Consider the following 26,127-nt stretch of genomic DNA (forward strand, 5'->3'; position numbering starts at 1 on the left):
AAACGGGTGCAGTATTTCTGGAATAAAAGACAGTGCCCATTTGCCATTGTAGAGCCGTTTGATTGAATAATACTTGGGAGTTAAAGAGGTGAATAAAGATGATAATTTTACTTGCATTGTTGGCTATAATCCTGTTTTTAACTGTTACTAAAACTCAATTTTTCAAAAAAGAAGAACCAAGTAGTAAATTCACTACACAGTTGGCAATGGCTATATTGGTGGGAACCATAACGATATATACCCTTTATTCAAGTGAATGGGAATCGGCTTTTGAATATACGGTTGTAGGAATCGGGATAATGTCATTTATTGCTATTCTAACTGAAATGGTAATTTCAAAGAAAAGAGAAACTACATCGTGAATGTAGTGATCTGCTTTATTCACTAAACGGGCGCGAGAATTGAATAAGACTTGTGCCAATCTTGCTTTCAAAGGGCCGGATCTTTTATCCTATTATCTCATAAAAAGAGGTGTGTTGTGAAATTCTCTTGGATTGCTTGGTGGATTGTAAATGCTTTCTGGTTGGCCTTATTTGCAGCAGGGTCGATTTTATTAGCACAAAAAGATGTAGATGCGGCTGGTGCAATTCAAACTCCGAAAATCATTATGTTAAATATTTTGGTTTTAGCAGTACCTTTTTAATCCCTTTGCTCGTTCAAATTGGTTGGTTAGATGCAATGCTAGTCATAAAAAACAAAAGAGATCAAAACGAACAGCAATCTTAGGCAATCCAGCGAATATTAGAAATGACTGTTCGGGAATCGAGGCGCTTTTCTGCAATAAGTGGAGAGGCTCTTTTTCTAATGAAGTGAGACAATAGTAATTAAGTAAAAATAAGTAAGATTTAAAGGAAGGTTCTTGATGAAAAACCATATAAAGGTAAATGGGAAGCTTCTTCAAACAAACAAACGTTTTTCACAATTGAAAGAGAGTCAAAAGAATTGGATAGTTCCGGAGCTTTATAAGCTTTATCACAATAAAATGAAGGAAAGACGTACAACAAGTAAACTCCCCCCGTATCACCGTGATGCAGTTATTTCATCTCTATATGAACAGATGGAACAAAAAAGTAAAAAACAATGTCCAAGCACCTCCCTCTCTGGGGAGAGCCTCCCAACGAAGACTAACGGCAGATCGACAGTGCTACCAAACCCCTCATGCGAAACCGGTCTATTGTATTTTATTATAACATATTTCTATTTTCATAAGATAATTATACTGATATTTGGAGTTTTCTCTACGGTAAGTGTACTACTTAGGGAGCCCTTTTTTAGCAGCATGCAATTGATGTGATTAATGCGCATTTTTTGTTATAATAAATGGTATCAAGGGAGGCGTAACGGTTGAAACAAGCGAAACAATTGCAAAAAGATGCCATCCAAATGCTTAAGGATACAAGCAGAACCTTTTACATACCGATTACTTTGCTGAAATCACCTTTAAAACAAACAGTAGGTTCAGCGTATTTATGCATGCGTGCTGTGGATGAAATAGAGGATCATGAAGGATTGGATTCGGGGACAAAACAGCACCTGCTCAGGTATACGAGTGATCTATTAGAGGGCGAATTTGATGATGAAGCATACCGTGCCATGCTTCAGCCGTATGAATCGCGTCTGCCGGAAGTGACACTGCGATTAGGTGACTGGATCCACCTTTGCCCGGATGGGATTGTTGATAAAGTAAAAGAATCGACGAGTATTATGGCATCTGGGATGGCTGACTGGGCAGAAAAGGGCTGGAATGTAAAGGATAAGGAAGACCTGGATGACTATACATATTATGTAGCCGGGCTCGTAGGTGTCATGCTGTCGGACATTTGGTTCTGGTATGATGGAACGGAGACTGACCGTGATCTGGCCATTGGCTATGGACGCGGGCTGCAGGCTGTGAACATTTTGCGGAACCAGGATGAAGACAGTGAACGCGGTGTGAATTTTGTACCTGATGGCTGGACACGGGATGATATGTTCCGCTATACCGAGAATAACCTCGCCCAAGCTGACGAGTACATGAAAGCGATCAAAACCCGAAACATCCTCCTGTTTTGCAGAATTCCGCTAGCTTTGGCCAAACGGACGGTGAAAGCCCTGAAAGAAGGCCGCGAAAAGATATCCAGAGATGAAGTGGAAACCATTGTGGAGGACATGAAGAGTGAATAAGAAGAGACCGCTTAATTGCGGTCTCTTGTTTTATTTATTGAGCAAGCCTTTGACACCCAGGTACAGAATGGCTGCTGAAAACACGATAATGGCGATACCGCCGACCACATCCAAAAAGATGCCAAACCGCCAGATTCATTCGACGAAAACTGACAAAACTCGGGTGGTGACAGGCACCAGTAAAACAGGCATACCAGTAAACGCCCTAGTAACACTGAAAAGATTGGATACGGTCTAAATCAACGCCATAGAATACCCAGCGGTTCCTCTGCCATCTGAATCCCGCAATAGAGCGCCTTCCGATATATACTGGGAAAAACCAAAAAGAATCCCATCGTAACCAGATATACGTGAATTGAAACAAGCATCCTCTAATGGCACCGGGGTCAACTGCGAAAGTACTAATCCCTCCCTGCGCCTGCTGCATTGGAGGCTGTTGCGGTGTGAATGATGGCGGTGGTGAATTCGGCGGGCTGATTTGCTGCTGTCCGCCTGGAAAATTAGCTGGTCCTCCGCCTCCCGGTTGCCCAGGTGGTCCGCCAAATGGTGGTCCACCACCCGTTTGCCCCGGTCCGCCGAATGGAGGCCCTCCGCCCGGCCCACCGTCCTGAAACCATGGAAAATTGAATATTCTTTCATCGCCAAATGGCGGCTGGTTATGGTTCATCTTTAAATTCCTCCCTAAAAATTCTTCTCTTCAGTATATGGGGATTCGTCTAAAAATGTATGGGCGCTTAAGGTGTGTATTTCACTGTTGACCCTCACGTTACGTCATGGTTTTATAGTAAATCCTAAAGGGAGGCTAAATAATGAAAGTGAAAGAAGTGGCTGAACTAGTTGGAATCAGTGTGCGTACATTGCATCATTACGATGCGATCGGACTGCTGAAACCAGAACAAACAACGGAGTCCGGTTACAGGATTTATTCAGAAAAGAATCTTGAAACATTGCAGCAAATACTATTTTTTAGAAAACTTGGCTTCCCTTTGAAAAAGATAAAGGACATTATCAATAGTCCATCATTTGACAGGGAGGAGGCGCTTCAGGTCCAGCGAAACATGCTGCTTGAAGAGCGTGCCCGCTTGGATAACATGATTGCAACAATTGATAAGACCATCCATCACACGAAAGGAGCGATTCAGATGAGTGATAAAGAAAAGTTTGCCGGCTTTGATTTTAGCCATAACCCGTACGAACAGGAGGCACGCGAACGCTGGGGCGACAAAGTTGTTGACGAATCGAATGCAAAAATCGACAAGATGTCCAAAGATGAACAAAAAGTATTGGGTGAAGAGTTTGACGATATTTATCAAGACCTTGCAGCCATTCGCCATAAATCCCCTGATTCAGATGAGGCGCAAGCAGCAATCAAAGTTTGGTATGACTACTTAAATAAGATCGGCAGTTACTCGCTTGATGCATTCAAAGGACTCGGCCAAATGTATGTCGATGACGAGCGTTTCACGAAAAATATTGATAAATATGGTGAAGGCTTGACTGTTTTCATGCGTGATGCCATGGCGGTGTATGCAGACCGGAATAAAAAGTAATGTCACTATTACAATCGAATCCAATTACAAAAAGGTGTCTTATCATTAGAAAATGATAAGACACCTTTTACTAGTGGAAGACGATTATAAGTATAAGCCGCAGCATACAATACTGCGGCCTTCTGATATGATTACAGGTTTTCGACAGCTGCTTTTATATCATCAGCTTTCGTAATCGCTGAAATAACGGCAACCCCGTCCGCACCGGCGTTCATGACAGTGGCAGCGTTTCTGTCTGTGATCCCGCCAATTCCAACAATCGGCATGCCGGGATAGTGCCGTTTCAATGTTGTAATCCAATCGGGACTGACTGCTTGTTTTGCATCATCTTTTGTGGATGTGGCAAAAACTGGTCCTGCACCGAGATAATCGGCCAGTTGAATAGGGCTATTGTCGGCTTCGTTCTGCTTGGATACAGATAAGCCGATGATTTTATCCGGAAATATCTCCCGTAATTTTTCCAGCGGCATATCGTCCTGACCGACGTGGACGCCATCCGCATCCAGTGCTTCGGCTAATTCGATATCATCATTGACAAAAAACAATACATGATGCCTGGTGCAGATATCCCTGAGTTTATAACCCAATTTTCGTTTGTCCTGACCGGATAGCGAACCTTTTCCTTTTTCCCGGAATTGAAAAGCGGTAATCCCGGCATTAGCTGCTTCGTTCAGAATATCTGCAGGGTCGCGGCGGTTACAGTTCTGACTTCCCATGATGAAGTATTTTCTAAGATTCATTGATTACTCCCTTTCCAGTTTTGCAGGGTCATAGGCTAATGCATCAATAAAATGGGAGAGAAAAGTTCCCGGCCCGTTGACATCCGGCCTTTCAGCAGCGTATTCTGCGGCCAACCCGTAAAATTGGACGGCCGTTAATGCTTGCTGTTCAATAGATTTGTTGGTTGTCAGGCAAGCTGTTAAAATCGAGCCCAGCAGACATCCAGCCCCTGTTATTTTACCTAAAATCGGATGGCCGGTGTGATTATGAACGACTTCGCTGCCGATGCATATGACATCAGTTTTTCCGGTAACAATTGCGGCAGATTGATAGGTTTCGGCCACCTTTAATGCAATCTCATCAGCATTGCCATCCCCAACCGATTCGACGCCTTTTGTTTCCCACGGAATTTCGACGAGATGAGCAAGCTCTCCTGCATTTCCTTTGATGATCGTTGGCTGTACGTCACTTAAAATCCTCTTTACCGCATTGGTCCGGAATGGGGTTGCTGCGACACCGACCGGGTCCAGAACAACAGGGATCCCTCGTTCATTGGCAGTTTTACCTGCATTAATCATGGCAGGAAGCTCTTGTGACGTTAAGGTGCCGATATTAAGTAAGAGGCCATTTGCATTGGCAGCCATTTCAGCGGTTTCTTCTTCAGCTTTTGCCATGACTGGTGCAGCTCCAAATGACAGCAGGCCGTTTGCTGAAAAGTTCATTACGACCTGGTTGGTAAGATGGTGTATCAACGGCGTTGTTTCACGCACCTCTTGGATGATTGTTTGATTCATCTATTTCACCCTTTCCATCCGCTGTGCCCAATGGTTGGTAGGACCGCTTCCGTTGCCAATGGAAAGTGAATGGCGAATGGCCGCGGTTACGTAATCTTTAGCATTTTTCACGGATTCCGGTAATGTATACCCGTGACTAATATAAGCGGTAATAGCTGCTGAATAGGTGCAGCCGGTTCCATGTGTGTTTTTTGTGTCAATCCGGTCTGCCGAAAAAGTGTGCATCCGATCCCCATCATATAAAAAGTCCACCGCTTTCCCTCGCATATGACCGCCTTTGACAAGTGCGGCACTCGCGCCAAAATCATGCACAATCTGTTTGGCTGCCTGCTGCATATCTTCCGGTGTTGTGATTGTTTGGCCGGTGATTGCTTCTGCTTCTGGGATGTTCGGTGTTGTGACCGTCGTCAGGGGGAGCAATTTTTCGCACAAATACGTTTGGGCATCATCTGAAATTAGCGGATCACCGCTGGCTGCTACCATCACGGGATCCATGACATATGGTACAGTCAATCCACAAATCTTTTCTGCAACGGCATCCATGATTTCAATGTTAGCTAGCATGCCGGTTTTAAATGCCTGGAATGGGATATCGGAAATGACGGACACCAGCTGCTCCTTAATCATAGATCCTGACATATGCTGCACATCTTGGACACCTGTTGTATTTTGGGCGACGACCGATGTAATGACGGACATCCCATACGTTTGTAATTCCTGGAAGGTTTTCAGGTCGGCCTGGATACCGGCGCCGCCGCTCGGGTCTGTGCCGGCTATGGTTAATGCTGATTCGACTTTGTTCATGAATGGATCATCCTTTCTGTTTAAGGAGTTCTTTTTTAAACATGGTTTTCCATGATTCTGGCTTGTTTGACTTTGGATACAACAAACCAGCCGATTAATGCCCCGGTTACACTGCTGACTAGAAACGAAGGAAGGAAGAAAAGGGCACCAGCAGAACTGCCCAATAGCACGCGTGCAAATGGAACAGCAAACAGTGCACCAATTATTCCTGTACCCACGGCTTCCCCGACCGCAGCCATTGCTATTTTGTCGGTTTTTTTGTAGAGGTAACCTGCTAGAAAGGCACCAATCATGCCGCCGGGAAAAGCTAATAATGTACCAAGGCCAAGCATGTTCCGGAGCAGGCCAATCATGAAGGCAATCACAACCGCCGGACCGGGGCCAAGTGTGACAGCGACCATGACGTTGACCGCGTGCTGCACCGGGTAAGCCTTGGCGACACCGGCCGGAAACCATAAGAGCTGTGCACCAAGTGTTCCAATTGCTACAAAAACGGCCATCGTCGTTAATAACCGTGTCCGATTCACGTAGACCCTCCTTTCGGTAAGGGGTGGATCCAAACGAAAAAAGCCAGATCCATAGACTGGACCTGGCTTGAAATAGCTGATAGCAATTCTGTCAGACTACTTCCCTACGCTGGTATTAACCAGATCAGGTCCGTAAGAGTCGGAAAGCTCAGAACGCCTTTCCTCTCAGCCCACGATTGCTGGGCACCCCTAGTAGTTCTCGCATTATATTTTTAGTCCACTTAAGTGTAACAAAGTAAGGTAAGTTTGTCATGTCTTTTTCAAAGTTTCAAACAAGTTTCCACTATTTAATGGAGGAAAGCAACAATGGATTTATGATACAATCAAGAAAGCATGCTGACTCGAATAATGCAGCCCAAGGAATGCATAGAGTAGCAGAAGATGACTCGGGGAGGTATAGGCATGAACAGAACAGGAGAAATTGTACTAACCATCGTTGGCATTTTGATTTATGGTTTCTTTGCCGCGGTCGGTGCATTTATGGTTTGGCTCTTTAACAATGAAGCAATTTGGGATCAGACGAAAGAAGAAGTCAGGCAGCAACAGCCGGAAGTGGCAGCAGGTGATATGGATGCTATGCTGGAAATGTTCCAGGGCGGCGGCTGGTTTCTGATTATTGTTTCAGTGCTGGCACTTATTTTGGGGATCGTCTCCATTGTGCTTATGAAGGGTGACAAAAATCCAAAAGCTGCCGGTATTATTTTGATTGTGACTGCCGTTCTTGGTGCGGTTGTAACCGCTGGCGCCGGAATATTCAGTGGATTATTCTACCTGATTGCGGGCATTATGTGTCTGGCACGGAAAAAGCAAGAACCAATAACAGTGGAATAGACCTGTTAAAAAAGAGTAACTCAAATGGTTACTCTTTTTAATATTGATGAAAAAGAAGGAAATTCAGCTTAATAGTCATAAACGAATATTCGAGTTAATCACGACCACAAAACACACATAAACCCATTTTTTCTTCAATTCTTCTCTTTTGATATCAATTATTTCATGTACGACATTTCCGTCTATTTTGCTTGTGTTTTGAATCCCGGCTTTATGATAGGGTGAAAGGAGTTTTTCGAATATTTACAATCAGCTATTCTATCCGTTATATTAATAAGAGGTAGTTTGTAAATTGGGCTCGAATTTTGGAAAGCGTTAAAAGGAGGTACATGGGAGTGAAGAAAAAAAATACGTCCGAGAGCGACCCACGGTATAAAGTTGCCAACCGGGAAGCTTTATTTGGGGTGGGACTGGCTATCTTTAATTTTATTTGGTGGTTTGCGTTTGCCTATGGACTTGGCGGGGAGGATCCGTCCGACTACACGTATGTTTTCGGACTGCCGGCGTGGTTCTTTTATAGCTGTGTGCTCGGGTTCATTGTGATGGCAGTACTGGTCACGATTGTGGTGAAGAAATGGTTTGTGGAAGTTTCATTTGAAGAAGAGGGAGAAGAGACATGAATTGGCAGGCATTAGTTCCATTAATCGGGTTGTTGCTGGTTATATTTGGCGTTGGCATGTGGGCCGGGAAGTATATCAAAGCGTCCAATACATTTATGCAGGACTATTTCTTGGGCGGAAGGAGTCTCGGCGGGTTCGTTCTGGCGATGACGATGACAGCTACCTATGGCAGTGCCAGCAGTTTTATTGGCGGTCCGGGAACGGCATATACGGAAGGGCTTGGCTGGGTACTTTTAGCGATGACACAAGTATCGACAGGGTATTTTGTGTTAATGGTACTAGGTAAAAAATTTGCGATTGTTACGCGAAAATATAAAGCGCTGACCATGGTTGATTTTTTGAAGGAGCGTTACCGGTCCAAATGGGTTGTCCTGTTTTCGGCATTCAGTATTATTATCTTTTTATTTTCTGCAATGGCAGCCCAGTGGATTGGCGGGGCCCGTCTGATTGAATCATTGGTCGGTATCCCATATACGACAGCCTTATTTATTTTTGCGCTGTTCGTTTTGATTTATGTGACTATCGGCGGTTTCCGGGCCGTAGCGCTGACGGATGCTATTCAAGGGACAATCATGTTTGCCGGCACGCTTATCTTGCTGGTAGCGACTATTGTTGCTGGAGGCGGTATTTCCAATATTATATCCGATCTCACTGCTGAAAATCCAAATCTGATCACCCCATACGGTGCGGATGGCGGCCTGTCACCGGCATTTGTATCGTCGTTCTGGATTCTTGTCGGTGTCGGGGTTGTCGCTTTGCCGCAGATAGCAGTCAGGGCGATGTCCTATAAAGATTCCCGTTCGATGCATCGCGCGTTGATTATCGGGACAATTGTTGTCGGTGTGATTATGCTAAACATGCATTTGATTGGTGTGTTTGCTCGGCCGATCCTGCCAGGCATCGAAGTGGGAGATAAGGTTATGCCGCTCATTGCGCTGGAAGTTTTGCCAAACTGGCTGGCAGGTATAGTACTAGCGGCACCTATGGCAGCAATTATGTCAACGGTGGATTCCTTACTGTTGCTGGTGAGTTCCGCAATCGTAAAAGATGTTTATTTAAATTATGTGGAACCCAAAGCATCCCAGCAGCGGGTGAAACGACTGAGTATCGGTATAACAGCAATTCTGGGTGTTATCGTCTTCTTGATGGCACTTAATCCGCCTGATTTAATTATCTGGCTGAATCTGTTCGCGTTTGGCGGTCTTGAGGCGGCATTTATTTGGCCGATCGTGATGGGGCTGTACTGGAAAAAAGGAAATAAATACGGGGCACTTGCCTCCATGGTAACCGGTGTCGGGTTGTATATTCTGTCGGATACATTTTTCCCTAAGCCATTCGGACTGCATTCAGTCGTACTGCCGGTCGTGCTCGCGTTCGTTGCGTATGTGGCTGTGAGTTTGGGGACGCGGCAGAAAGTGCTGGGGCAGGAAGCATTATAGCTTGACGGAAACAGGGTGAATTGCGTGATGGACGGAATTCACCCCGTTCATGAGTCCGAAAAAAATACAATGATTTTTAGAAATTCCTTGAAATAAAAGTTTAAAAGGAAAATATTTGTAATGGAAAATTCCTATTAATAACGGCAAAAAGGAGTCTACGCTTTGAAAAACCTTGTCTTTGGTGCGTCTGGTCTAATGATGATTGGCTTAATCATTGCTACCATCTTTTATCAAACGTCTACTCAGATAACACCTCCGCAGCGCCCTCAAACAATTGAATGGGAACATAACGGGGAATCGAAAAATAAATCAGAACAACAACAATCCGATAAAGAACAACCACTGTATGCAGAAGACGCCATCGACTATTCTTTACAAAACGATCAGTTAAGCATCACATTTGATAAAGGGAACAATTGGATTACCGTTCCTATTGAAAAAGATAAATTATTTGACGGAGAATATCGCGGAAATAAACAGGAACTGATTGAAAATAGCTATATTCTAACGGAGGATCGTACTGCATTTTTGTATGCAGAGGGATCGGACTGGAATGATAAAGAAATTTTACTGACGTATTCACTTGATCAAGGTGAAACGTGGCAAGAGGCAGTTGTTACGGAGCATTTTCCTGCCATGCGGTTTCGGAAAATAGCATTTCTCAATGAAAACTTTGGCTATGTCATTATTTCCGGCGGGCGCACGATGTCACAAGAATATTCCAGTGTTTTTCTAACCTATGACGGCGGAAAAACATGGGAGGAAACAAATAATTCCGATGTAACAAGATTGATTTCAGACGGTGGGTTTACCGATGAAAATACGGGATTTCTATCGTTTGGAACTATTAATCCTCAAGCACCGGATGTTTATGTAACCCAAGATGCCGGAAACACCTGGAATAAGGCAAAATTTAACGTGCCGGAAGAATATGACAAAGTATTTGTTAGCGCGGAGATGCCTTTTAAAGAAGGCGATCATTTGGCGGTTCTCCTTAATCAAGGACCGAATGGTGATTATGAAGGTGGAAAAGTGAAGGGTAAATTCATTTCAACGGATAACGGTAAAACGTGGGAGTTTTCAATGGAGGTAAAGCCAAATGAAACAGAAGAACCTTATTAAAATTGCTGGATGGCTACTTTTCTTGTTTGCTATTGGCTTTTTCTGTTTGCAAATGGGATACTTTTTCGTACATGAACGCTTTCAAGTAGAGTATATTGATAATCGGCTGTTTTACATCATTAATATTTTCTGTGTTATTTGTTTAGCTCTGGCCATTTTGCTTCTCCTCCCATTAATTGAAAAGTGGAAATGGATTGGTGTTAGTGTTGTCATTCTTTTCATTATGGTTAATGGGGGGATGCTTGTTGCAAGTAACCAAGAAATCAAAAATACAACAAGCCTCTCACCTGATTTTAAACATGTATTATCGATTAAAGAGAATACAACGAGTGGGGAGGCAGTTTACTATAGGTCCTATTACGGTATTCTTGCTCGTCCGAAAGAAAAATTGCCTTATCAAACAAATGGCAAAATGAAAGTGGAATGGTTAGCGAATGATGTTGCAGCAGTAACGTATAAAACGGCTGACCATAAGACTCAGCAATTCATCGGTACTTATGGTGATCGTGGCAGTGGCCGATCGTATTATTATGTTGGAGCCGAAATTCATGGTAAGTGGGAAGGCGGTAATGCTGAGGTTATCAGTGACCAAGAGGGGATTACTGTTACGCAAAATGGTGAAACAGAATTGTTTGATTGGGATCACATTCAGCAGTTTGGGACACTTGCTGTTGTATTGATGAAAGACGATGAAGCTGTCTGGACCATATCGTTAAATGAGAATTTTAAAGTTGATTCTGCAGCTTCCACACCGCCATCTGGTAATATTAGTTTATATAAAGCAACCATGAAAGAAAATAAGCCCATAACACTGCAATTTAAGACGTCCAACACATTTAACACGGGTGGGTGAAAAACTTAGTAGACTAACAAACCATTTATTTAAAGAGGATGCCATCGAGACATCCTCTTTCTAATTACTTTATTTCAAATCGTTCTTCCGCAAACCGGACAAAATAATCCAGTGCGCCCTGGTTGCTCAAGGATCCTTTATTAACGACCTGGTCAACGGGTTTGCCCATCAGTATTTTCTTTATTGGAATTTCCAGCTTTTTGCCGTTTAGTGTTTTTGGCAGGTCTGGTACCTGATAGATTCCGCTTGGCACGTGTCTTGGTGAACATTGTGTCCGGATTTCATTTTTGATTGTTTTCTTTATATATTCGGTCAGATCCGTGCCGTCTTTCATCATGACAAACAGTGGTGTATACGAATCACCATCACCTTTAGGAACATCGACGATCAGGCTGTCACTCACTTCCCTGACATGATCAACGGCTCGATAAATTTCACTTGTGCCAATACGGATACCACCGCGGTTAATGGTGGCATCGGATCGTCCGTAAATGACGCATGTATGCCGGTCGGTGACCTTCAAATAATCACCGTGCCGCCAAATACCTGGGAATACGTCGAAGTAACTATCGTGAAGACGGCTGCCATCCGGATCATTCCAGAAATAAATCGGCATGGACGGGAATGGTTCAGTTAGTACAAGCTCGCCGACTTCCTCGATTTGCGGCTTTGCGTCGTCATCAAAACTTTCGATTTTTGCCCCCAGGCCGCGGCACTGCAGCTCACCGGCATACACCGGCAAAATGGGTGCTCCGAGAATGAATGCTGTGCATACATCGGTTCCGCCGCTTGCTGAGGCAATCCAGAGGTCTTCCTTCACGTTGTCATAGCACCATTGAAACCCTTCCGGCGGCAGCGGGGATCCGGTTGAGCTGATGCTTTCAAGACGGGTCAAATCGAACTCTTTGCCGGGCTCCAGTCCGTCCTTCATGCAGCCGGTAATAAAGCTGGCACTTGTTCCGAACAAGGTCATTTTTGTGTCCTGGGCGAATTTCCACAGCATCTTTTTGTCCGGATATCCTGGATTTCCATCGTACAAAATAATTGTGCTGCCGGTTAAGAGTCCACCGACAAGGAAATTCCACATCATCCAACCGGTTGTTGTAAACCAGAAGAAACGATCACCTTTGCTAAGGTCCGCATGGAAGGTCAAAGCCTTCAGGTGTTCGAGCAATATACCGCCCTGACTCTGAACAATCGGTTTCGGTTTGCCGGTTGTCCCTGACGAAAATAATACCCATAATGGGTCGTTAAAGTTCACATATTCGTATGTCAATGTTCCTGGTGTGTTTGTGGCATCCTTCCATAAGATGGTCTTTTTTAATTGGCCAGTGTTCGGGTTCTCGTCTAAGTAAGGGATAACAATGGTAGCTTCGAGCCCCGGCAGTTCAGATTGTATATCCTCTATCACGGAAGTCCGGTCAAAATCCTTTCCGCCGTAGCGATAGCCGTCAACGGTTACCATTAATTTTGGTTCGATCTGTTTGAAGCGGTCAATGACACTTTGCGTCCCGAACTCAGGGGATGCACTGGACCAGATGGCACCAAGGCTTGCGGTTGCCAGAAAGGCCACGATAGATTCATAGGTATTCGCCACATAGGCAACAACACGGTCGCCCTTGGTGACGCCGAGTTTTTTCATCGTCTGCTGCATGGCAGATGTATCCCGGTAAAGCTGCTGCCATGTTACTTCTTCCGTCCCCCGGAGTTCGGAGGCGTGGATGATGGCAGGTTCATTGTCATCCCAGTTTCGAAAAACATGCTCGGCGTAATTAATGGTTGCCTCAGGAAACCACTTAGCTCCGGGCATTTCGTGCGATGTGAGCACGGTTTCATATGGCTGTTTTGCCTGGATGTCAAAGTATTCCCAGATGGAGGTCCAGAAATCTTCCAGTTCCTCGACCGACCACTTCCAGAGTGTATGATAATCGTTAAAGGTCTTGTTTTTATGTTCTTTCAGCCAATTCATGTAATGATAGATATTGGACTGCTGTTTTCGTTTCTCGCTCGGCTCCCACAGCAGTGTTCCTTCCTTTATTTCACTCAAATTTCTGCCCCCTCCCTTAGTTCTTCGATTATAACTATTATATGAAACCGTTTTCTATGTGTAAAGGTTGACTGTCGTTGTCTTTTATTTGGATGGGGTTTCGGAATAGGCAGAGGCAGCTGAATAATTCGAATGATATTTGAGAAAGGTCTGTTGAATTGAGAGCCGGAAAATGGAAAGGAATATTCTTCAATGATTACTGTAGTAATGTGCGTAGCCGTTGAAAGGAAGATGAAAGCCAGATCATTTGTGAACTCAAAGCCTACGAGAATGAACCGATTAGGGGTTGTCGAGGAAAGTCACTCCTGCGCAAAATACAAGTGTTTTGAGGTACTTCTCTTTCTATAAATTTCTTAGTTTTGTTTCATGCTCAATGGAACGTAAAGCAAGGGTTTCCAGCGATTTATCCTGTCGTTCACTGCTTTTATATAGACAGTGTAACTTTTCTGAATTCAACGCGACTTGACTGAAATTGCGATCAATTCCTTCTGCATTTTGATCGATTTTTTCTTCAAGTTGTTTGATATTCCCTTTAATTTGTTTGATGTCCCCTTGAATGTAATTGACGCTTCCATCAAGTTGTTCAATATCTTTTTTAACGTAATTGATGTCCTCTTTGGTCGCCATATTGACCTTGATATCCTTCATTTCATCCATTAACTGCTGGAGCATGTTTTCCAACCCTCTCACCTCCTTTTCAATAAGCTTGTTTACACTATAGCATGCGATGACACAGGGAGCAACAAAATTGAGTTACAGAAATAGGAACAGTTAAGTTGAATCTTCCAGAGAAAAAACACCCCACTTAAACGGTGGGGAGGTATAAATGTTATTCTCGAAGGATTCGGGGTCGATGACTTGAGGTTCTTGGGTATATTGACAAAATTCGACAAAACTCGGGTGGTGACAGGCACCGCCATCAGCTGTTCCGGTCGTGCTCGGCGAATTTAATAAATGTATGTTCATCTTCAATCAGCCCGCAGGACCCACACTGTATTCGGTATGCCGGGCCGTTGTATACTTGATGGAAGATTTCCGGCTGGCTGTCTTGATAGTCGTTCAGTACGTCACCGGTTTGCGGGTCTAGTTTTACCGGATTGGCAACCTGCTCGATTATGTTGAACCGTGACCGATTCGTCTTGCAGTTCGGACAAAGGTATTGCTGTGTCACTTAAAACACCTCCAATCCTATCATGCCTTGAATTGGGTTAATTTATAAACATCCCAACGGTTAAGATTCGACAAAACTCGGGCGGTGACAGGCACTGCTTCAACCAAACCACCGTTTTATTTTAGAAAAAAATGTATCATCCTCTTGGTTCTTTTCCCCCACTGGTTCGTCTTCAATAAAAATGTGTTCTTTATCAATGGCATGGTCATAAGTCAGCACGGCACCAATGTCGGTTTCGGCTTCTTTATTTATAATCTCTGTGTAGGGGATATCGTATTTGTTGGCCAATGCTTTTTCTTCCTTTAAAAATCTGTATGAGACGTCACCGTTGATCAGTAATTTGGCATCTTTATTTTGTTGCATTGCTTCATCCAATTTTGTGAGCCCTTTATCCGACATAACCTGGCCTTTTGTGAGTGCAATGACAATCCTTTCCCTAATGGTTCCAAGGAATTTTTCCCGTTCGGATCGCTTTGTCTCCTTTGGACCGTAAATGCCTTCTGTGAGATAATCGTCTACATTCTTTTTCTCCATAAACCCACCTCATTTTAAACTTGGTACTTTCATTTTATATTATTATAAACACTTGGTTATTACCAAATGACAAAATTCGACAAAATTCGGGCGGTGACAGGCACCCCCACCGACAGGCACCCCCACCGACAGGCACCCCCACCGCACCCACACCAAAAAAGTGTCCCAGGGACCCCTGGGACACTTTTGTTGTATTACTTTTTATTGTTCAACCGTTCATAGGCTGCCCGCATTCTTGCTTGTGCCTCTTTGTCATCGTGGTCGGCAAATTCCTCTGAGAATTCAACTGCTTTATTGTCTGTTTTGGCATATTCAGGAGTCTGTGCCAGTCGTTGTCTTCCTCTGCGATTCGTGCGGTGTTCATCTCGACCCATCAATAACCACTCCTTTTAAAGTGATTCACGCATAGTATGTCCGGGATAAATCAAATGATGAATGTATATTGTGTTGAAAAATAAGCCAGTTTATTTCCATACCCTGGATGTTTACGTTTATTCATTTGGTGGTATATAGAGGAATAGAGCAATTTTATTCGCAAATAATTATGGAGCAACCTTCATATACTAATGGTGTATAGGAAGGTGTAAAATATAAGGAGGTATTCAATGTCGTTGAATATTACCCAGAAGCTAATTAAGGATCATCTGATGGACGGTGAGATGACCCCTGGGAAAGAGATCGGCTTGAAGATCGACCAGACGCTAACCCAGGATGCTACCGGCACGCTTGTCATGCTTGAGCTGGAAGCCATGAACCTTGATCATGCGAAAACCGAGGCGTCTGCGCAATATGTCGACCACAACCTGATTCAAGAAGACAGTAAGAACCCTGATGACCACTTATTCCTGGAAAGTGCAGCACAGCGTTTCGGCGTGCATTACTCTAGACCAGGGAATGGTGTGAGCCACCCCGTACATATGCAGCGGTTGGCGAAGCCGGGAAAAACACTTCTCGGTTCTGACAGCCATACGTGTGCCAATGGTTGTATGGGGATGCTTGCCATGGGCGCCGGCGGAATTGATGTAGCCATGGCGATTGCTGGTGAACCTTTTTACGTTAAGATGCCGGAAGTATGGGGGGTTAAACTTACCGGAAAGTTGCCGGACTGGGTAAGTGCAAAGGATGTTATTCTGGAGCTTCTCCGCAGGCATGACGTAAAGGGCGGTGTCGGCAAAGTTATCGAGTATTTCGGCCCTGGTGTGGAGAATTTAAGTGCAATGGACCGTCACGTCATCGCCAATATGGGTGCGGAACTGGGTGCAACTGGAACGGTATTCCCATCGGACAAAGAAATAAAACGCTTTTTGAAGACACAGGACCGGGAAGATGACTGGGTTGAGCTAACCGCTGATAAAGATGCGACCTATGATATTTTGGAAGAAATTGACCTTTCCGAACTTGAGCCGCTTATCGCAAAGCCTTCCAGCCCCGGAAATGTTGTTCCTGTCAGTGAGCTCGCTGGCACAACGATTTATCAGTCTTATATCGGATCGTCAGCAAACCCGGGTTTCCGTGACTTTGCCATCGCCGCAGAGATTGTGAAAGGGAAAAACATCGCGGATGGGGTTTCCTATGACATTAACCCAACGTCGAGACAAATGCTGACTGACTTAGTAAGTGAAAGTCATATTGCGAGCCTTTTGCGATCCGGCGCCCGCTTGCATCAGGCCGGGTGTAACGGCTGTATCGGCATGGGGCAGGCTCCAGCAACAGGCAGGAACAGCCTCCGTACAACTCCAAGGAACTTCCCTGGACGTTCGGGAACAAAAGAGGACAGTGTATTCCTGTGCAGCCCGGAAACAGCAGCTGCATCTGCACTGACAGGTGTGATTACCGACCCGCGCACATTGGAAGATGATTATCCGAAGATTAAAGAGCCAAAACATGCAGAAGCGAACATGGATTTGCTCGATGCACCACTTCCATATGACGAAGCAAAAAATGTTGAATTGAAGAAAGGCCCGAACATCGCATCCATCCCGGCAATGGATGAAATGCCGGACCGTTTCGAACTGCCAATTTTGCTGAAAATGAATGATAACATATCTACTGACGAAATTCTTGCAGGTGGAGCAAGAGTTCTGCCATACCGGAGTAACCTGCCTGAAATCAGCAAATTCACATTCGAAATTATTGATGACACGTATTACAAACGTGGAAAAGAAACGGTTGAAAAAGGTGGCCACGCGATAGTAGGCGGTTATAACTACGGTCAGGGATCAAGCCGTGAACATGCCGCGCTTGCCCCGAGGTATTTAGGCTTACGCGTAGCTCTTGTGAAAGACTTTGCCCGAATCCACTGGCAAAACCTTGTTAACTTCGGTGTATTGCCGTTAACTTTTGTTAATGAAGATGACTATGAGAAACTTTCCTCCGGTGATGTGCTTGTACTGGATGATATACGGAATAAAATTCAGCAGGGGAATGAATTTTTCATTAGCGTAAAAGATAAGGATGAACAGATTAAAGTCAAGCACAGCCTGTCTGAGCGCCAGGTTGACATTATGCTTAAAGGCGGTATTATCAACTGGGCAAAAGACCGGCAATAACAAGGAGGGTGTATAGTGGATCGAGGTTACACGTGCAAGGCCTGTGAAGGAACAGGGATGCTGTCGGACGATGAGGGCTGGCAATACCGTTGCAGTGTTTGTGATGGGGATGGGTCGTACGATATAGAGGATATCCACAGGTCAGCCCGAATTATGTCTGTTGATGAAATGAATCGGCTCCTCGATTAAAAAGGGAAGTCAGCCTGTTTGCCCGAGTGCAAACAGGCTTATTTAATAGTGCTGCTTTTTTCTGACAGCAAAAAAATGGAACCAGCAAAGAGCTGGTTCCATTTCTGCTTCAAGTTTAATGTGGCATGGTACCCTGGATTGGTGCATAGCTTTGCTGGAATGCCTGCATGTCCTGCTGCTGCAATTGTGGTACCTGATAATATTGATTTTTGTTTTGATAAAGGAATACTTCATAGGCCATTTCAACCAGGTTCGGGACACTGTCTGCGAGAACACGGCGCAGCACCGGGTTGGACATTTCCAGAGATGACATTGTAAATGCTGATGCAGCTGATTTCATGGAGCCCATCATAAAGCCGGAAATGGTTTGGTCGTTTAACTCATTAGCCGACTGCATCGGTGTAGTTGGCTGAGCTGGAGGCTGCATACCATATACAACATCATTGCTTTGATCCATTTTATAGGATTTAGTATCAACTGCCGGATCCTGTCCGGTTTGAAACGTATCCAGGATAGTGTTGTACAGTTGGCTGCAGAATGCCCGGTGTTTTTGGGACATTGATAGCAGTTCCGGATCTTGGATATGCTGTTCGAAAATGACACACTGATTAATCCCGCTCACCAGGGATGACAATGCCTCATGTGCATCAAACATATCATGTCCGCCATAGTGCTGCTGCGGTGGCAATTGTGTCGTGTTCGTGAAATTTTGCTGCTGGTTTTGCATCAACATAACCTCCTAAAAGTATTCGATATTAGTTTTAGCAGGGGCTGACTGATTATGTGCGCAACTCCTGCAATGTTTTTTGCCAAATTTTTAAGGGACGTTTCTTCATTAAACAATGTTGAACAGGTATAATTTATAAATAAGAAAAGATTTTTCAACAAAGAAACTGACACAAAAGGGGTTGCTGAAATTTGCCTGAAACTGAAAATAATATCGAAGTATGGGAGGATCTTGTCAGCATCAGGGACTTGGCTATAAGCCTCATCATTTGCAGTGGGACATCACTTGGCGGATACTTGCTTGCACCTGGTGGACAAGAGCCGCTTATCTTCGGCCTGGTTGGTGCGGTGGCAGGTTTTATCGTTAGTGCCATCCTTGTAAAGCCCAAACGAAAATTCAAGTATATAGATGAGGGATAAAGAACGATGGATATTGGATTAATTTTGCAAATGGGTGTAGCGGCTGTGCTTGGTGCAGCATTGTATACAATCATCGGTATCGCTCCTGGTACGGATGAAACCGCTGTTCTAGCTCCGGTCACATTGTTGCTTGTTATCTCTGGGCTAGAGCCTATTATCATTTTGACATTTTTTATTGCGGCTATAATAGCCAAAAAGCTGACTGATTCCATACCGGTTGCCATCGCGGGAATCCCCGGCGGTGTTATGTCCGCTCCAATGGTGGACCATGCGATGGTACTGAAAAAGTATGGGAAACCGGATATAAGTATACGAAAAATGGCATCAGGTTCGGTTATTGGCACCATCGTTTCAGTTCCGCTCAGCCTGCTTTTGGCATCGGCATTAGTACCGCTTGCGGATGTGATTGAACAGTACTCCAGTCAGATATTTTTCTTAGGTGCTGTTTTCCTGGCATTAATGGCGAAAAATCGCTGGTTCGCATTATTGTCGATTGTACCGTTTGCTTTTATTATACAGGGGTTGCGCCATTTGTATTGGGAAGTTGGTGTTGTTCCCCGAGATACGACTGTTTTTACGTCATTTTTTCTAGGAATCACGATCGGGCCAGTGATCCTGAAATTATTTGAACTGACGAATGGTAAAGTAAGACGGAGCTTGCCGCGTTATGGTATAAAAGAAATTAAAATGGCAAAGACCAAGCCAGAAAAAGGATTCCCGAACCCATTTCGAATATTGGACAAGCGTGAGACGATCTCCAGCGCTGTCAGCTCGGTTTTCGGGGTTCTGACATTTTTCATGAGTCCAGTGGGGATGACAATATTTCTTGGGGAGACAATTGCAAGCAGAATCAAGGATCCGGTCAAGCGTGCTGCCAGGGCGATATCAAGTATGGACGGACTTACCAATGCGGCGTATCTTTCCGGCACACTGGTCCCGCTGATAGCTATTGGTTATCCGCTGTCTCCAACCGCATTGGGTCCAGGGCATGCATTGTTTAATGCGCCGCCGGTTTTTACGTATGAGCATAATTTGCACCATATATTGTCGATGAATGATTTTGTCATTGCTACAGTAATTGGCGCTGCAGTCGCCATCATTATCACTTTTTACATTACGGTTAAGTTTGCACAGCCGATTTGTGCATTTGTTTTCCGGTACATTCCCCACGAGGCGATGCTTGGACTCTTTTTCGGTCTTGTCGTAATGCTTGCGTATATGGATGCAGGCGTGCTCAATATTGTTGGTGTACTGGTGATTGGCCTTGTAGCAGGCTTTTTGCATAGAAAAGGTGTTAATTATGGTGTGCAGTTTATGACACTGTATGCTGCTCCATGGCTAGTTTCACTGCTGTTTTAATCGGAATAGTGGTCAGTGCTGGCTTTTAATATGAAACATTTCCCACTTGCTGTCCGTATGATTAGGAACAGTAGTGGAAGCGAGGGATGCTTGTGAAGAAAACGGTTTGTTTTTTGCTGACAGTGGTGATTTTTGTGGCTTTTTTTACAGCATGCAGTGATGATGCCGGAGACAACGATAAAGAGACTGCCGATGTTTCCGGAAAGTGGACGGGATCTATTGATGTACCCGGTCAGTCACTCGATATTATTGTACAATTTCAAAAGAAGGAAGAGTGGGCTGGAACAATCAGCATTCCGGTACAGGGTATCAGTGATTATCCGTTTTCCTCTGTCACGGTGAATGGGCAGGATGTGTCTTTTTTTATGGAAGTCCAGGGACAGCAGCTAGCGTTCGACGGTAAATGGTCGGACGGTACCATTAAAGGGGATTTCAGTCAGAGCGGTCAGTCCTTTCCATTTCAGCTAACCAAAGGCGACCTTGTTCAAGAGGGTGACGGAAACTTTTTAAGTGTCAAGACGAATGAAGGATCACTCTACGGTGAGCTGGAAACGCCAGAGGGTGACGGTCCATTTCCGGTAATGCTCATTATCCCAGGATCGGGGCCGACTGACCGTAATGGCAATTCTGGCGGCATTCAAGGCAAAAATAATAGCCTGAAAATGCTGGCGGAAGACTTGGCTAAGAGCGGTATCGCCAGTTTGCGCTATGATAAACGCGGTGTTGGGAAAAACTTGGAGGCAGCAATTCCGGAAAAGGAACTGCGGTTTGACCAATTTGTTGATGATGCAGCAGCATGGACCGAACTACTCTCAGAAGATGACTCTTTTAGCAAAGTCGGTATTATCGGTCACAGCCAAGGCTCGCTAGTCGGAATGCTGGCTGCGCAGAATGGAAATGCCGATGCATTCATTTCGCTTGCAGGTGCCGGCCGCTCGATTGATAATGTGTTGTACGAACAATTGAAAGCACAGTTATCAGACGATTCGCTTAAGAATGCGAAAGACATTTTAGAGAAGCTTAAACAGGGCGAAAAGGTCCAGCAAATAAACAAGGAATTGCAGGGGCTGTTCCGGCCGTCCGTGCAGGCCTTTATGGCTTCGTGGATGGACTATGACCCAAGGAAGGAAATAGCCGAACTGGATATACCGGTACTGCTGGTTGGTGGCGGCCGCGATTTACAGGTTCCGGTCAGTGAGGCAGAGTTGCTTCAGGAATCTCGCCCGAATGCGGAAATGCTCATCCTTGAAAAAATGAACCACGTGCTTAAAGAGGCACCGGAAGATGAGCAGGGAAACAGAGAGACATACGGTAACCCGGAATTGCCTTTGGCGGATGGCTTGATGGAAGGAATTATGGCATTTTTAACCGAAAATGACTTTTAAAAGGTTTATCGGCGGTTTTCACACTGTCACTGAAAGATAGCAAAGGGGGAGGGTGACCAAATGGAAAATAAAGAACCGGTACAGCTTGATGAGCGCATCCATTTAATCGATGGTTTTGATTTGGGCGCGTCGGAGCGGACGGGGACATATGTGATTGATGAGGACGACTTGACATTGATAGAAACAGGGCCGAGTCCGTCGGTTAGTCATATTAAAAAAGGGCTGGATGACCTGGGTTTCACGTTGGAACAGGTGAAATATATTATTGTTACCCATGTGCATCTTGATCATGCCGGTGGCGCCGGGTTGCTATTGAAAGAATGTCCAAATGCAACAGTAGTGGTTCACCCGAGGGGAGCAAGGCACTTGGTGAATCCGAAAAAACTGGCTGCAGGTGCGAGGGCTGTATATGGCGACAGTTTCAGCGATTTATTCGACCCAATTGTTCCGGTGCCGGAAGAACGATTGCTTGTAAAAGAGGATGGCAAAACCCTGTCAATTGGGGAGAACTGTACACTTGAATTTTTAGATACACCAGGCCATGCCAAGCATCACTTCAGTATTTACGACCCGGTGAGCAATGGTTTATTTACCGGTGATACGGTGGGAATCCGCTACCAGCAGCTGATTCGTGAGGGCATTAACTTCTTTGTGCCTTCCACTTCACCGAATCATTTTGACCCGGATGCTATGAAGACATCCATTAATCGAATCCGGAAATTAGGCGTGGACCGGATTTATTTCGGGCATTTTGGCATGACAGAAATGGTGAATGAAGCACTTGTTCAGGTTTCCGAATGGCTGGATATTTTTGTGGAGATTGGAGAGAACACCATTTCAGAAGGGAAAGGCTCTGATGTGCTGGCTGCCAGGCTGCTGGATCGAGTGAAGGAACAGCTGTCGTTTCTTGGTGTACCTGAAAGCCATGATGTCTATGTACTGATTAATTTGGATATGCAGGTAAGCGCACTCGGGATTATTGATTATTTTAATAAATTGGAGCAATAACGAGGGACTGGGATAGGCCATCATCCTGGAAAAGTCGGGACAAGGGACCTGTCCCCCTTCCCATCGCGTAATAAAGGAGGGCGGTGTTCCTCAGCATTTTACTCCGGGGAATTACCATGCAAATGAAAATCTTAACAATTGTGATACAAGTTGCGTTCTTATACATTTTTTATTTTGCCGGCAGTCTGTTGCAGAGTCTTCTGCATTTGCCTATTCCGGGAAGTATAGTTGGATTATTGCTTCTATTTGCTGCACTGCTGTTGAAAATATGTCCTACTCAGTGGGTTGAAACGGGCTCCGTCTTTTTATTGGACTATTTGCCACTGTTATTTGTTCCCGCCACTGCTGGTGTGATGAATTATTTTAACCTTTTCGCCGGCCGGACTGTTTGGCTTTTTGTCATTACCATCATCAGTACTCTGCTTGTCATGATTTTTGCTGGACACACGAGTCGTTTTTTGGCAAGGGACAGGGGAAAGCGAAAGGAGAAAGCGGATTGTCAAAAGCACTTATCGGAATCGTCTTCGTAAGCCTAACCGTTTTCATTTATCGATTCATGACTCGGGTATATCACCGATTTAATCTGCCGTTCCTTATTCCTGCCTTAACATCGACATTTGCCGTTGTACTCCTGCTTTTGCTAGTGGGAGTTCCATATGACACGTATATGATTGGCGGACAGTGGATTGATGCTCTCCTTGGTCCAGCTATCGTGGCGCTTGCATATCCTTTATACAATCAGCGGTATCTCTTGGTTAAAAATCTATTTCCGATTTTGGGTGGGGTGTTTGTCGGATCCCTGACAGGCATTTCCAGCGGCCTTTTATTGGCGGAGCTGCTCGGTTTCAGGGAAGAACTGCTTTTTTCACTTTTGCCTAAATCGGTAACAACCCCTGTTGCCATGCAAATCGCTGATGGACTGGGCGGTCTGCCGTCACTTGCTGTCCTGTTTGTTATGACGGCAGGATTTACTGGCGTAGTCGTCGGGCCTTCTATTCTTCGTTTGTTCAGGGTAGATGATTCTTTAGCAAAAGGGATGGCTTTCGGAAGTGCGTCCCATGTCATTGGAACGTCAAAGGCTGTTGAATATGGTGACTATACAACTTCGGTGAGTTCGGTTGCGATGACGCTAAGTGCCATTGCTTGTTCCATTTTTGGACCGCTGATTGTGTTGTTGTTCTATGCTTGATAGGAAAGAGAAGTGGTTGGGACAAAAATCATTTTATTAAAGAGGTTGTTCAAAAAGTCCGGTGAAAATGACACTTCGGTAGGGGACCTTCGACTAAATACCGGCACGTCCTGTGTCGAACGTCGAAGTCACCACATCCTGTGGAAGCTCGTTAGCTTGCTTTTCCCGTTGCTTAAAAAAGAAGACCACTAATGCTCGCGTGCGATATGGATTGTAGGGGAGCATTCGTTCAGCCCAATCATAATCATCTGTCCAGTCTGGGTTTTGCGGATGTGAAACGATGGCTGATTCAAGTCTGTGAATAATGATATCCTCTACACCTATTACATATGCAAGGAATCAACCAGAATAGGGAAGAATCAACCGGAATGTAGCAAGATTCAACCAGAATGCAGGAAGAATCAACCGGAATGTGGCAAGAATCAACCGAAATGCGGGAAGAATCAACCGGAATGTGGCAAGAATCAACCGAAATGAGGAAATATCAACCGGTAAAGGCCTGTTATACAAAAACAGCACACCAAATTTGGGCATGGTGTACTGTTTCAGATTGCGCCAGTTTCTATTTCCCATCCTCTGTCCGCATGAACGTCAGTATGGCAAAGAACACAAAGCTGAGGAGCAAGATGGAGCCTCCGACAATAAAGAAGACGGTCACGAACCCATCAGCCAGGTCAAATGGCCGCAAGTAATAGAGCCACATACCGACGGTCAGACCGATTGCTCCAATAATCGCCGACCAGACATGAAAGGTGGCAACCATTGTTTTGGCTGGGGTAAAAATTTTGTAGTAGACTGCCCATGCAAACAGTGTCAGCCAGCCGACAACCAGAATATGCGCGTGCACTGTTTTGAATGCAAGGCTGCCCGCACCGGCCATGTGCGATCCGAGAAAAGCACCAATTAACGCAAATATAGCCGAGAATCGCAGCAAGATTTTACTATAATGTCCCAATTCCATAATCCCCTTTCGTAAAGTTCCGCTGACATCGTAGCGTATAATACAAGTATAGGGCAAGTTTATGAACTGGAGGTGAACGGCATATGACAAATTGGTAAAGGTTAAAGAAGCGCGCTCGATTGCTGTTTATACTTGCCGGTAAGCAGCTTTTCCACTTGCGACGCTGCATCTTCTGTACTGGAAGCATGAATAACGGCTGTCTTTTCTTTTGGGTATTGTTCGGCCGTATGCTCATACCTTGGGTCATAATAATAATCAAGCAGCAGCTGGACAGTCTGTTTATAACTTCCTGCATTCAAGCTATCATCGATTTGTTTGGCAATCGGGGTATGGATGCGTTTCCGGATGCGCCGATATGCCTCAAGAAAGGCATCAGGCTGGATCCATGGTTTGTAGTCGTCTAAAATGTTCTGGATACGCTCTTCCTTAGGCAAGTGTATGAATAGTTGTGTACTTTGTTCCTTCTTATCGTAAAGAAAGTCCGGGATGCTTACTTTGCCGATTCGCCTGCTTTCCCCTTCCATTAAAACAAATGGCGCATCCTGATACTGGTACATGGCATGGACAAGCTGTGCGTCAAATTTTTTCTGGTTGCTTGGTTCCAGTCCGATATGGCCGAAAATCGACCCTCTATGACTGGCCATGCCTTCAAGGTCGATGATAGGATAACCTTTCTCTGACAGCTGGTGCAGGATTTTCGTTTTGCCTGTCCCGGTGTTACCGTTTAAAACAACGATATTAGGTGAAAATGAAGCCTTTTCCAGTTCGCTCACAACCCACCGGCGATAGGAGCGGATACCGCCCTGGAGTCGATGGACGTCTACCCCCATCAGGTCAGCGACGGTTGCGGCAGTCCGGCTGCGCATGCCGCCGCGCCAGCAGAAGACAGCTTTCGGTGTGTCAATCTGCTGGAATTTTGCGATGAAATCAGGCAGTTTTGCGGACATAATTTCCAGTCCCCGCTGTTTGGCGGCTTCTTTTCCTACTTGTTTGTAAAGGGTGCCGACTTCTGCGCGCTCGTCATCGGTAAACACTGGGATATTGACGCTGCCAGGAATGGTTGCTTCCTTGAATTCTTTAGGTGAGCGAACGTCAATAGCTGTTAGTTCCCCTTTCTTTTGCTTTTCAAAAAAATCATCAAGCGTGATATCTTGAAACATCGATGC

32 protein-coding genes and 1 riboswitch are annotated in these 26,127 nt (G+C 44.9%); of the genes, 19 read left to right on the plus strand and 13 right to left on the minus strand.

Features of this window, described 5'->3' with window-relative positions; genetic code table 11:
• The first annotated feature begins 98 nt into the window (after positions 1 to 98).
• From ACFSUO_RS03065 to ACFSUO_RS03080, 4 genes are all read left to right on the plus strand, one after another.
• A complete protein-coding gene (locus ACFSUO_RS03065; protein ID WP_382390969.1) occupies positions 99 to 362 on the plus strand; it encodes a hypothetical protein in 264 nt (87 codons plus the stop codon).
• Between the two features lie 116 nt (positions 363 to 478).
• Positions 479 to 643 (plus strand): DUF3923 family protein, encoded by a 165-nt coding sequence (locus tag ACFSUO_RS03070; RefSeq protein ID WP_382390971.1) that lies wholly within the window; start codon positions 479 to 481, stop codon positions 641 to 643.
• 701 nt (positions 644 to 1,344) lie between these two features.
• Positions 1,345 to 2,163: a squalene/phytoene synthase family protein gene (locus ACFSUO_RS03075; RefSeq protein ID WP_382390973.1), complete on the plus strand. Its 819-nt coding sequence runs from the start codon at positions 1,345 to 1,347 to the stop codon at positions 2,161 to 2,163.
• Entirely contained in the window at positions 2,156 to 2,401 is a 246-nt protein-coding gene (locus ACFSUO_RS03080) for a hypothetical protein (protein WP_382390975.1), read from the plus strand. The genes ACFSUO_RS03075 and ACFSUO_RS03080 overlap by 8 nt, the downstream gene beginning before the upstream one ends.
• Here ACFSUO_RS03080 and ACFSUO_RS03085 read toward each other — a convergent pair.
• The gene (locus ACFSUO_RS03085; RefSeq protein ID WP_382390977.1) at positions 2,398 to 2,802 is read right to left on the minus strand and encodes a hypothetical protein; all 405 of its coding nucleotides are present in this window, start codon (positions 2,800 to 2,802) and stop codon (positions 2,398 to 2,400) included. The genes ACFSUO_RS03080 and ACFSUO_RS03085 overlap by 4 nt on opposite strands.
• Before the next feature lie 170 nt (positions 2,803 to 2,972).
• On the opposite strand from ACFSUO_RS03085, the gene ACFSUO_RS03090 reads away from it, so the two are divergent.
• Positions 2,973 to 3,713 (plus strand): MerR family transcriptional regulator, encoded by a 741-nt coding sequence (locus ACFSUO_RS03090; protein WP_382390979.1) that lies wholly within the window; start codon positions 2,973 to 2,975, stop codon positions 3,711 to 3,713.
• A 131-nt stretch (positions 3,714 to 3,844) separates the two neighbouring features.
• Here ACFSUO_RS03090 and thiE read toward each other — a convergent pair whose 3' ends face one another.
• The 4 genes from thiE to thiW are packed head-to-tail and all read right to left on the minus strand — an operon-like array spanning position 3,845 to position 6,558.
• Positions 3,845 to 4,453 carry a thiamine phosphate synthase gene (thiE, locus tag ACFSUO_RS03095; RefSeq protein WP_382390981.1) on the minus strand — a complete coding sequence of 203 codons (609 nt, stop codon included), beginning with the start codon at positions 4,451 to 4,453 and terminating at the stop codon, positions 3,845 to 3,847.
• 3 nt (positions 4,454 to 4,456) lie between these two features.
• Complete coding sequence (gene thiM / locus ACFSUO_RS03100) at positions 4,457 to 5,227, minus strand: hydroxyethylthiazole kinase (protein ID WP_382390983.1); 771 nt, start codon at positions 5,225 to 5,227, stop codon at positions 4,457 to 4,459.
• A complete protein-coding gene (gene thiD, locus ACFSUO_RS03105; RefSeq protein WP_382390985.1) occupies positions 5,228 to 6,031 on the minus strand; it encodes a bifunctional hydroxymethylpyrimidine kinase/phosphomethylpyrimidine kinase in 804 nt (267 codons plus the stop codon). It lies immediately after the preceding gene.
• Between the two features lie 35 nt (positions 6,032 to 6,066).
• Positions 6,067 to 6,558, minus strand: coding sequence for an energy coupling factor transporter S component ThiW (gene thiW / locus ACFSUO_RS03110; protein ID WP_382390987.1), 492 nt, complete (start codon positions 6,556 to 6,558; stop codon positions 6,067 to 6,069).
• A gap of 84 nt (positions 6,559 to 6,642) precedes the next feature.
• Positions 6,643 to 6,759, minus strand: a riboswitch (TPP riboswitch).
• Positions 6,760 to 6,960: 201 nt separating this feature from the next.
• On the opposite strand from thiW, the gene ACFSUO_RS03115 reads away from it, so the two are divergent.
• The 5 genes from ACFSUO_RS03115 (at position 6,961) to ACFSUO_RS03135 (ending at position 11,423) form a co-directional block, all read left to right on the plus strand.
• Positions 6,961 to 7,389 (plus strand): DUF4064 domain-containing protein, encoded by a 429-nt coding sequence (locus ACFSUO_RS03115; protein ID WP_382390989.1) that lies wholly within the window; start codon positions 6,961 to 6,963, stop codon positions 7,387 to 7,389.
• 335 nt (positions 7,390 to 7,724) lie between these two features.
• Positions 7,725 to 8,009, plus strand: a complete 285-nt coding sequence (locus ACFSUO_RS03120) for a YhdT family protein (protein ID WP_382390991.1) — start codon at positions 7,725 to 7,727, stop codon at positions 8,007 to 8,009.
• The gene (gene panF, locus ACFSUO_RS03125) at positions 8,006 to 9,448 is read left to right on the plus strand and encodes a sodium/pantothenate symporter (protein WP_382390993.1); all 1,443 of its coding nucleotides are present in this window, start codon (positions 8,006 to 8,008) and stop codon (positions 9,446 to 9,448) included. Before ACFSUO_RS03120 ends, panF begins: the two co-directional genes overlap by 4 nt.
• Before the next feature lie 162 nt (positions 9,449 to 9,610).
• On the plus strand, positions 9,611 to 10,570 hold the full coding sequence (locus tag ACFSUO_RS03130; protein ID WP_382390995.1) for a WD40/YVTN/BNR-like repeat-containing protein: 960 nt from the start codon (positions 9,611 to 9,613) through the stop codon (positions 10,568 to 10,570).
• Positions 10,548 to 11,423 (plus strand): hypothetical protein, encoded by an 876-nt coding sequence (locus ACFSUO_RS03135; protein WP_382390997.1) that lies wholly within the window; start codon positions 10,548 to 10,550, stop codon positions 11,421 to 11,423. The genes ACFSUO_RS03130 and ACFSUO_RS03135 overlap by 23 nt, the downstream gene beginning before the upstream one ends.
• 64 nt (positions 11,424 to 11,487) lie before the next feature.
• Here the strand turns inward: ACFSUO_RS03135 and ACFSUO_RS03140 are convergent, their stop codons facing one another.
• The 5 genes from ACFSUO_RS03140 to ACFSUO_RS03160 form a co-directional block, all read right to left on the minus strand.
• The gene (locus tag ACFSUO_RS03140) at positions 11,488 to 13,470 is read right to left on the minus strand and encodes an acetoacetate--CoA ligase (RefSeq protein ID WP_382390999.1); all 1,983 of its coding nucleotides are present in this window, start codon (positions 13,468 to 13,470) and stop codon (positions 11,488 to 11,490) included.
• Between the two features lie 342 nt (positions 13,471 to 13,812).
• Positions 13,813 to 14,151 carry a hypothetical protein gene (locus tag ACFSUO_RS03145; RefSeq protein ID WP_382391001.1) on the minus strand — a complete coding sequence of 113 codons (339 nt, stop codon included), beginning with the start codon at positions 14,149 to 14,151 and terminating at the stop codon, positions 13,813 to 13,815.
• Between the two features lie 238 nt (positions 14,152 to 14,389).
• The gene (locus ACFSUO_RS03150) at positions 14,390 to 14,641 is read right to left on the minus strand and encodes a DNA alkylation repair protein (RefSeq protein ID WP_382391003.1); all 252 of its coding nucleotides are present in this window, start codon (positions 14,639 to 14,641) and stop codon (positions 14,390 to 14,392) included.
• 99 nt (positions 14,642 to 14,740) lie between these two features.
• A complete protein-coding gene (locus ACFSUO_RS03155) occupies positions 14,741 to 15,175 on the minus strand; it encodes a YueI family protein (RefSeq protein WP_382391005.1) in 435 nt (144 codons plus the stop codon).
• Positions 15,176 to 15,369: 194 nt separating this feature from the next.
• Positions 15,370 to 15,549 (minus strand): YfhD family protein, encoded by a 180-nt coding sequence (locus ACFSUO_RS03160; RefSeq protein WP_382391007.1) that lies wholly within the window; start codon positions 15,547 to 15,549, stop codon positions 15,370 to 15,372.
• 231 nt (positions 15,550 to 15,780) lie between these two features.
• Here ACFSUO_RS03160 and ACFSUO_RS03165 point away from each other — a divergent pair, with 231 nt between their 5' ends.
• The gene (locus ACFSUO_RS03165; RefSeq protein ID WP_382391009.1) at positions 15,781 to 17,724 is read left to right on the plus strand and encodes an aconitate hydratase; all 1,944 of its coding nucleotides are present in this window, start codon (positions 15,781 to 15,783) and stop codon (positions 17,722 to 17,724) included.
• Between the two features lie 15 nt (positions 17,725 to 17,739).
• Entirely contained in the window at positions 17,740 to 17,913 is a 174-nt protein-coding gene (locus ACFSUO_RS03170; protein ID WP_382391011.1) for a hypothetical protein, read from the plus strand.
• Between the two features lie 115 nt (positions 17,914 to 18,028).
• On the opposite strand, the gene ACFSUO_RS03175 is transcribed toward ACFSUO_RS03170, so the two are convergent.
• Positions 18,029 to 18,640, minus strand: coding sequence for a spore coat protein (locus tag ACFSUO_RS03175; protein WP_382391013.1), 612 nt, complete (start codon positions 18,638 to 18,640; stop codon positions 18,029 to 18,031).
• A 191-nt stretch (positions 18,641 to 18,831) separates the two neighbouring features.
• Between ACFSUO_RS03175 and ACFSUO_RS03180 the strand changes: the two genes are divergently transcribed.
• The 7 genes from ACFSUO_RS03180 to ACFSUO_RS03210 all read left to right on the plus strand — a co-directional run bounded on the left by ACFSUO_RS03180 (position 18,832) and on the right by ACFSUO_RS03210 (position 24,477).
• The gene (locus ACFSUO_RS03180) at positions 18,832 to 19,059 is read left to right on the plus strand and encodes a hypothetical protein (protein ID WP_382391015.1); all 228 of its coding nucleotides are present in this window, start codon (positions 18,832 to 18,834) and stop codon (positions 19,057 to 19,059) included.
• 6 nt (positions 19,060 to 19,065) lie between these two features.
• Positions 19,066 to 20,418, plus strand: a complete 1,353-nt coding sequence (locus ACFSUO_RS03185; RefSeq protein ID WP_382391017.1) for a tripartite tricarboxylate transporter permease — start codon at positions 19,066 to 19,068, stop codon at positions 20,416 to 20,418.
• Between the two features lie 86 nt (positions 20,419 to 20,504).
• Entirely contained in the window at positions 20,505 to 21,803 is a 1,299-nt protein-coding gene (locus ACFSUO_RS03190) for an alpha/beta hydrolase (protein ID WP_382391019.1), read from the plus strand.
• A 60-nt stretch (positions 21,804 to 21,863) separates the two neighbouring features.
• On the plus strand, positions 21,864 to 22,811 hold the full coding sequence (locus tag ACFSUO_RS03195) for an MBL fold metallo-hydrolase (protein ID WP_382391021.1): 948 nt from the start codon (positions 21,864 to 21,866) through the stop codon (positions 22,809 to 22,811).
• A gap of 122 nt (positions 22,812 to 22,933) precedes the next feature.
• Complete coding sequence (locus ACFSUO_RS03200; RefSeq protein ID WP_382391023.1) at positions 22,934 to 23,341, plus strand: CidA/LrgA family protein; 408 nt, start codon at positions 22,934 to 22,936, stop codon at positions 23,339 to 23,341.
• The gene (locus ACFSUO_RS03205) at positions 23,308 to 24,000 is read left to right on the plus strand and encodes an LrgB family protein (protein ID WP_382391025.1); all 693 of its coding nucleotides are present in this window, start codon (positions 23,308 to 23,310) and stop codon (positions 23,998 to 24,000) included. Before ACFSUO_RS03200 ends, ACFSUO_RS03205 begins: the two co-directional genes overlap by 34 nt.
• Positions 24,001 to 24,297: 297 nt before the next feature.
• On the plus strand, positions 24,298 to 24,477 hold the full coding sequence (locus ACFSUO_RS03210; protein ID WP_382391027.1) for a hypothetical protein: 180 nt from the start codon (positions 24,298 to 24,300) through the stop codon (positions 24,475 to 24,477).
• 85 nt (positions 24,478 to 24,562) lie between these two features.
• On the opposite strand, the gene ACFSUO_RS03215 is transcribed toward ACFSUO_RS03210, so the two are convergent.
• Together ACFSUO_RS03215 and mnmH are read right to left on the minus strand one after the other, a co-directional pair.
• Positions 24,563 to 24,961 carry a hypothetical protein gene (locus tag ACFSUO_RS03215; RefSeq protein ID WP_382391029.1) on the minus strand — a complete coding sequence of 133 codons (399 nt, stop codon included), beginning with the start codon at positions 24,959 to 24,961 and terminating at the stop codon, positions 24,563 to 24,565.
• Positions 24,962 to 25,062: 101 nt separating this feature from the next.
• Positions 25,063 to 26,121, minus strand: coding sequence for a tRNA 2-selenouridine(34) synthase MnmH (mnmH, locus tag ACFSUO_RS03220; RefSeq protein ID WP_382391031.1), 1,059 nt, complete (start codon positions 26,119 to 26,121; stop codon positions 25,063 to 25,065).
• Positions 26,122 to 26,127 lie beyond the last annotated feature (6 nt).

Origin of the sequence: Lentibacillus juripiscarius (assembly GCF_042685205.1) — a bacterium.
Classification (GTDB): Bacteria; Bacillota; Bacilli; order Bacillales; family Amphibacillaceae; genus Lentibacillus; species Lentibacillus juripiscarius.

What these genes read in the sequence shown, in the direction of transcription:
- ACFSUO_RS03160 (WP_382391007.1), bottom strand. Translation starts at nt 15,549, where the DNA reads ATGGGTCGAGATGAACACCGCACGAATCGCAGAGGAAGACAACGACTG.
- ACFSUO_RS03065 (WP_382390969.1), top strand. Translation starts at nt 99, where the DNA reads ATGATAATTTTACTTGCATTGTTGGCTATAATCCTGTTTTTAACTGTT.
- ACFSUO_RS03085 (WP_382390977.1), bottom strand. Translation starts at nt 2,802, where the DNA reads ATGAAAGAATATTCAATTTTCCATGGTTTCAGGACGGTGGGCCGGGCG.
- ACFSUO_RS03200 (WP_382391023.1), top strand. Translation starts at nt 22,934, where the DNA reads ATGAAAATCTTAACAATTGTGATACAAGTTGCGTTCTTATACATTTTT.
- ACFSUO_RS03185 (WP_382391017.1), top strand. Translation starts at nt 19,066, where the DNA reads ATGGATATTGGATTAATTTTGCAAATGGGTGTAGCGGCTGTGCTTGGT.
- ACFSUO_RS03175 (WP_382391013.1), bottom strand. Translation starts at nt 18,640, where the DNA reads ATGCAAAACCAGCAGCAAAATTTCACGAACACGACACAATTGCCACCG.
- thiE (WP_382390981.1), bottom strand. Translation starts at nt 4,453, where the DNA reads ATGAATCTTAGAAAATACTTCATCATGGGAAGTCAGAACTGTAACCGC.
- mnmH (WP_382391031.1), bottom strand. Translation starts at nt 26,121, where the DNA reads ATGTTTCAAGATATCACGCTTGATGATTTTTTTGAAAAGCAAAAGAAA.
- ACFSUO_RS03135 (WP_382390997.1), top strand. Translation starts at nt 10,548, where the DNA reads ATGAAACAGAAGAACCTTATTAAAATTGCTGGATGGCTACTTTTCTTG.
- ACFSUO_RS03165 (WP_382391009.1), top strand. Translation starts at nt 15,781, where the DNA reads ATGTCGTTGAATATTACCCAGAAGCTAATTAAGGATCATCTGATGGAC.
- ACFSUO_RS03190 (WP_382391019.1), top strand. Translation starts at nt 20,505, where the DNA reads ATGCTTGTGAAGAAAACGGTTTGTTTTTTGCTGACAGTGGTGATTTTT.
- thiD (WP_382390985.1), bottom strand. Translation starts at nt 6,031, where the DNA reads ATGAACAAAGTCGAATCAGCATTAACCATAGCCGGCACAGACCCGAGC.
- thiM (WP_382390983.1), bottom strand. Translation starts at nt 5,227, where the DNA reads ATGAATCAAACAATCATCCAAGAGGTGCGTGAAACAACGCCGTTGATA.
- ACFSUO_RS03215 (WP_382391029.1), bottom strand. Translation starts at nt 24,961, where the DNA reads ATGGAATTGGGACATTATAGTAAAATCTTGCTGCGATTCTCGGCTATA.
- ACFSUO_RS03195 (WP_382391021.1), top strand. Translation starts at nt 21,864, where the DNA reads ATGGAAAATAAAGAACCGGTACAGCTTGATGAGCGCATCCATTTAATC.
- ACFSUO_RS03115 (WP_382390989.1), top strand. Translation starts at nt 6,961, where the DNA reads ATGAACAGAACAGGAGAAATTGTACTAACCATCGTTGGCATTTTGATT.
- panF (WP_382390993.1), top strand. Translation starts at nt 8,006, where the DNA reads ATGAATTGGCAGGCATTAGTTCCATTAATCGGGTTGTTGCTGGTTATA.
- ACFSUO_RS03155 (WP_382391005.1), bottom strand. Translation starts at nt 15,175, where the DNA reads ATGGAGAAAAAGAATGTAGACGATTATCTCACAGAAGGCATTTACGGT.
- ACFSUO_RS03090 (WP_382390979.1), top strand. Translation starts at nt 2,973, where the DNA reads ATGAAAGTGAAAGAAGTGGCTGAACTAGTTGGAATCAGTGTGCGTACA.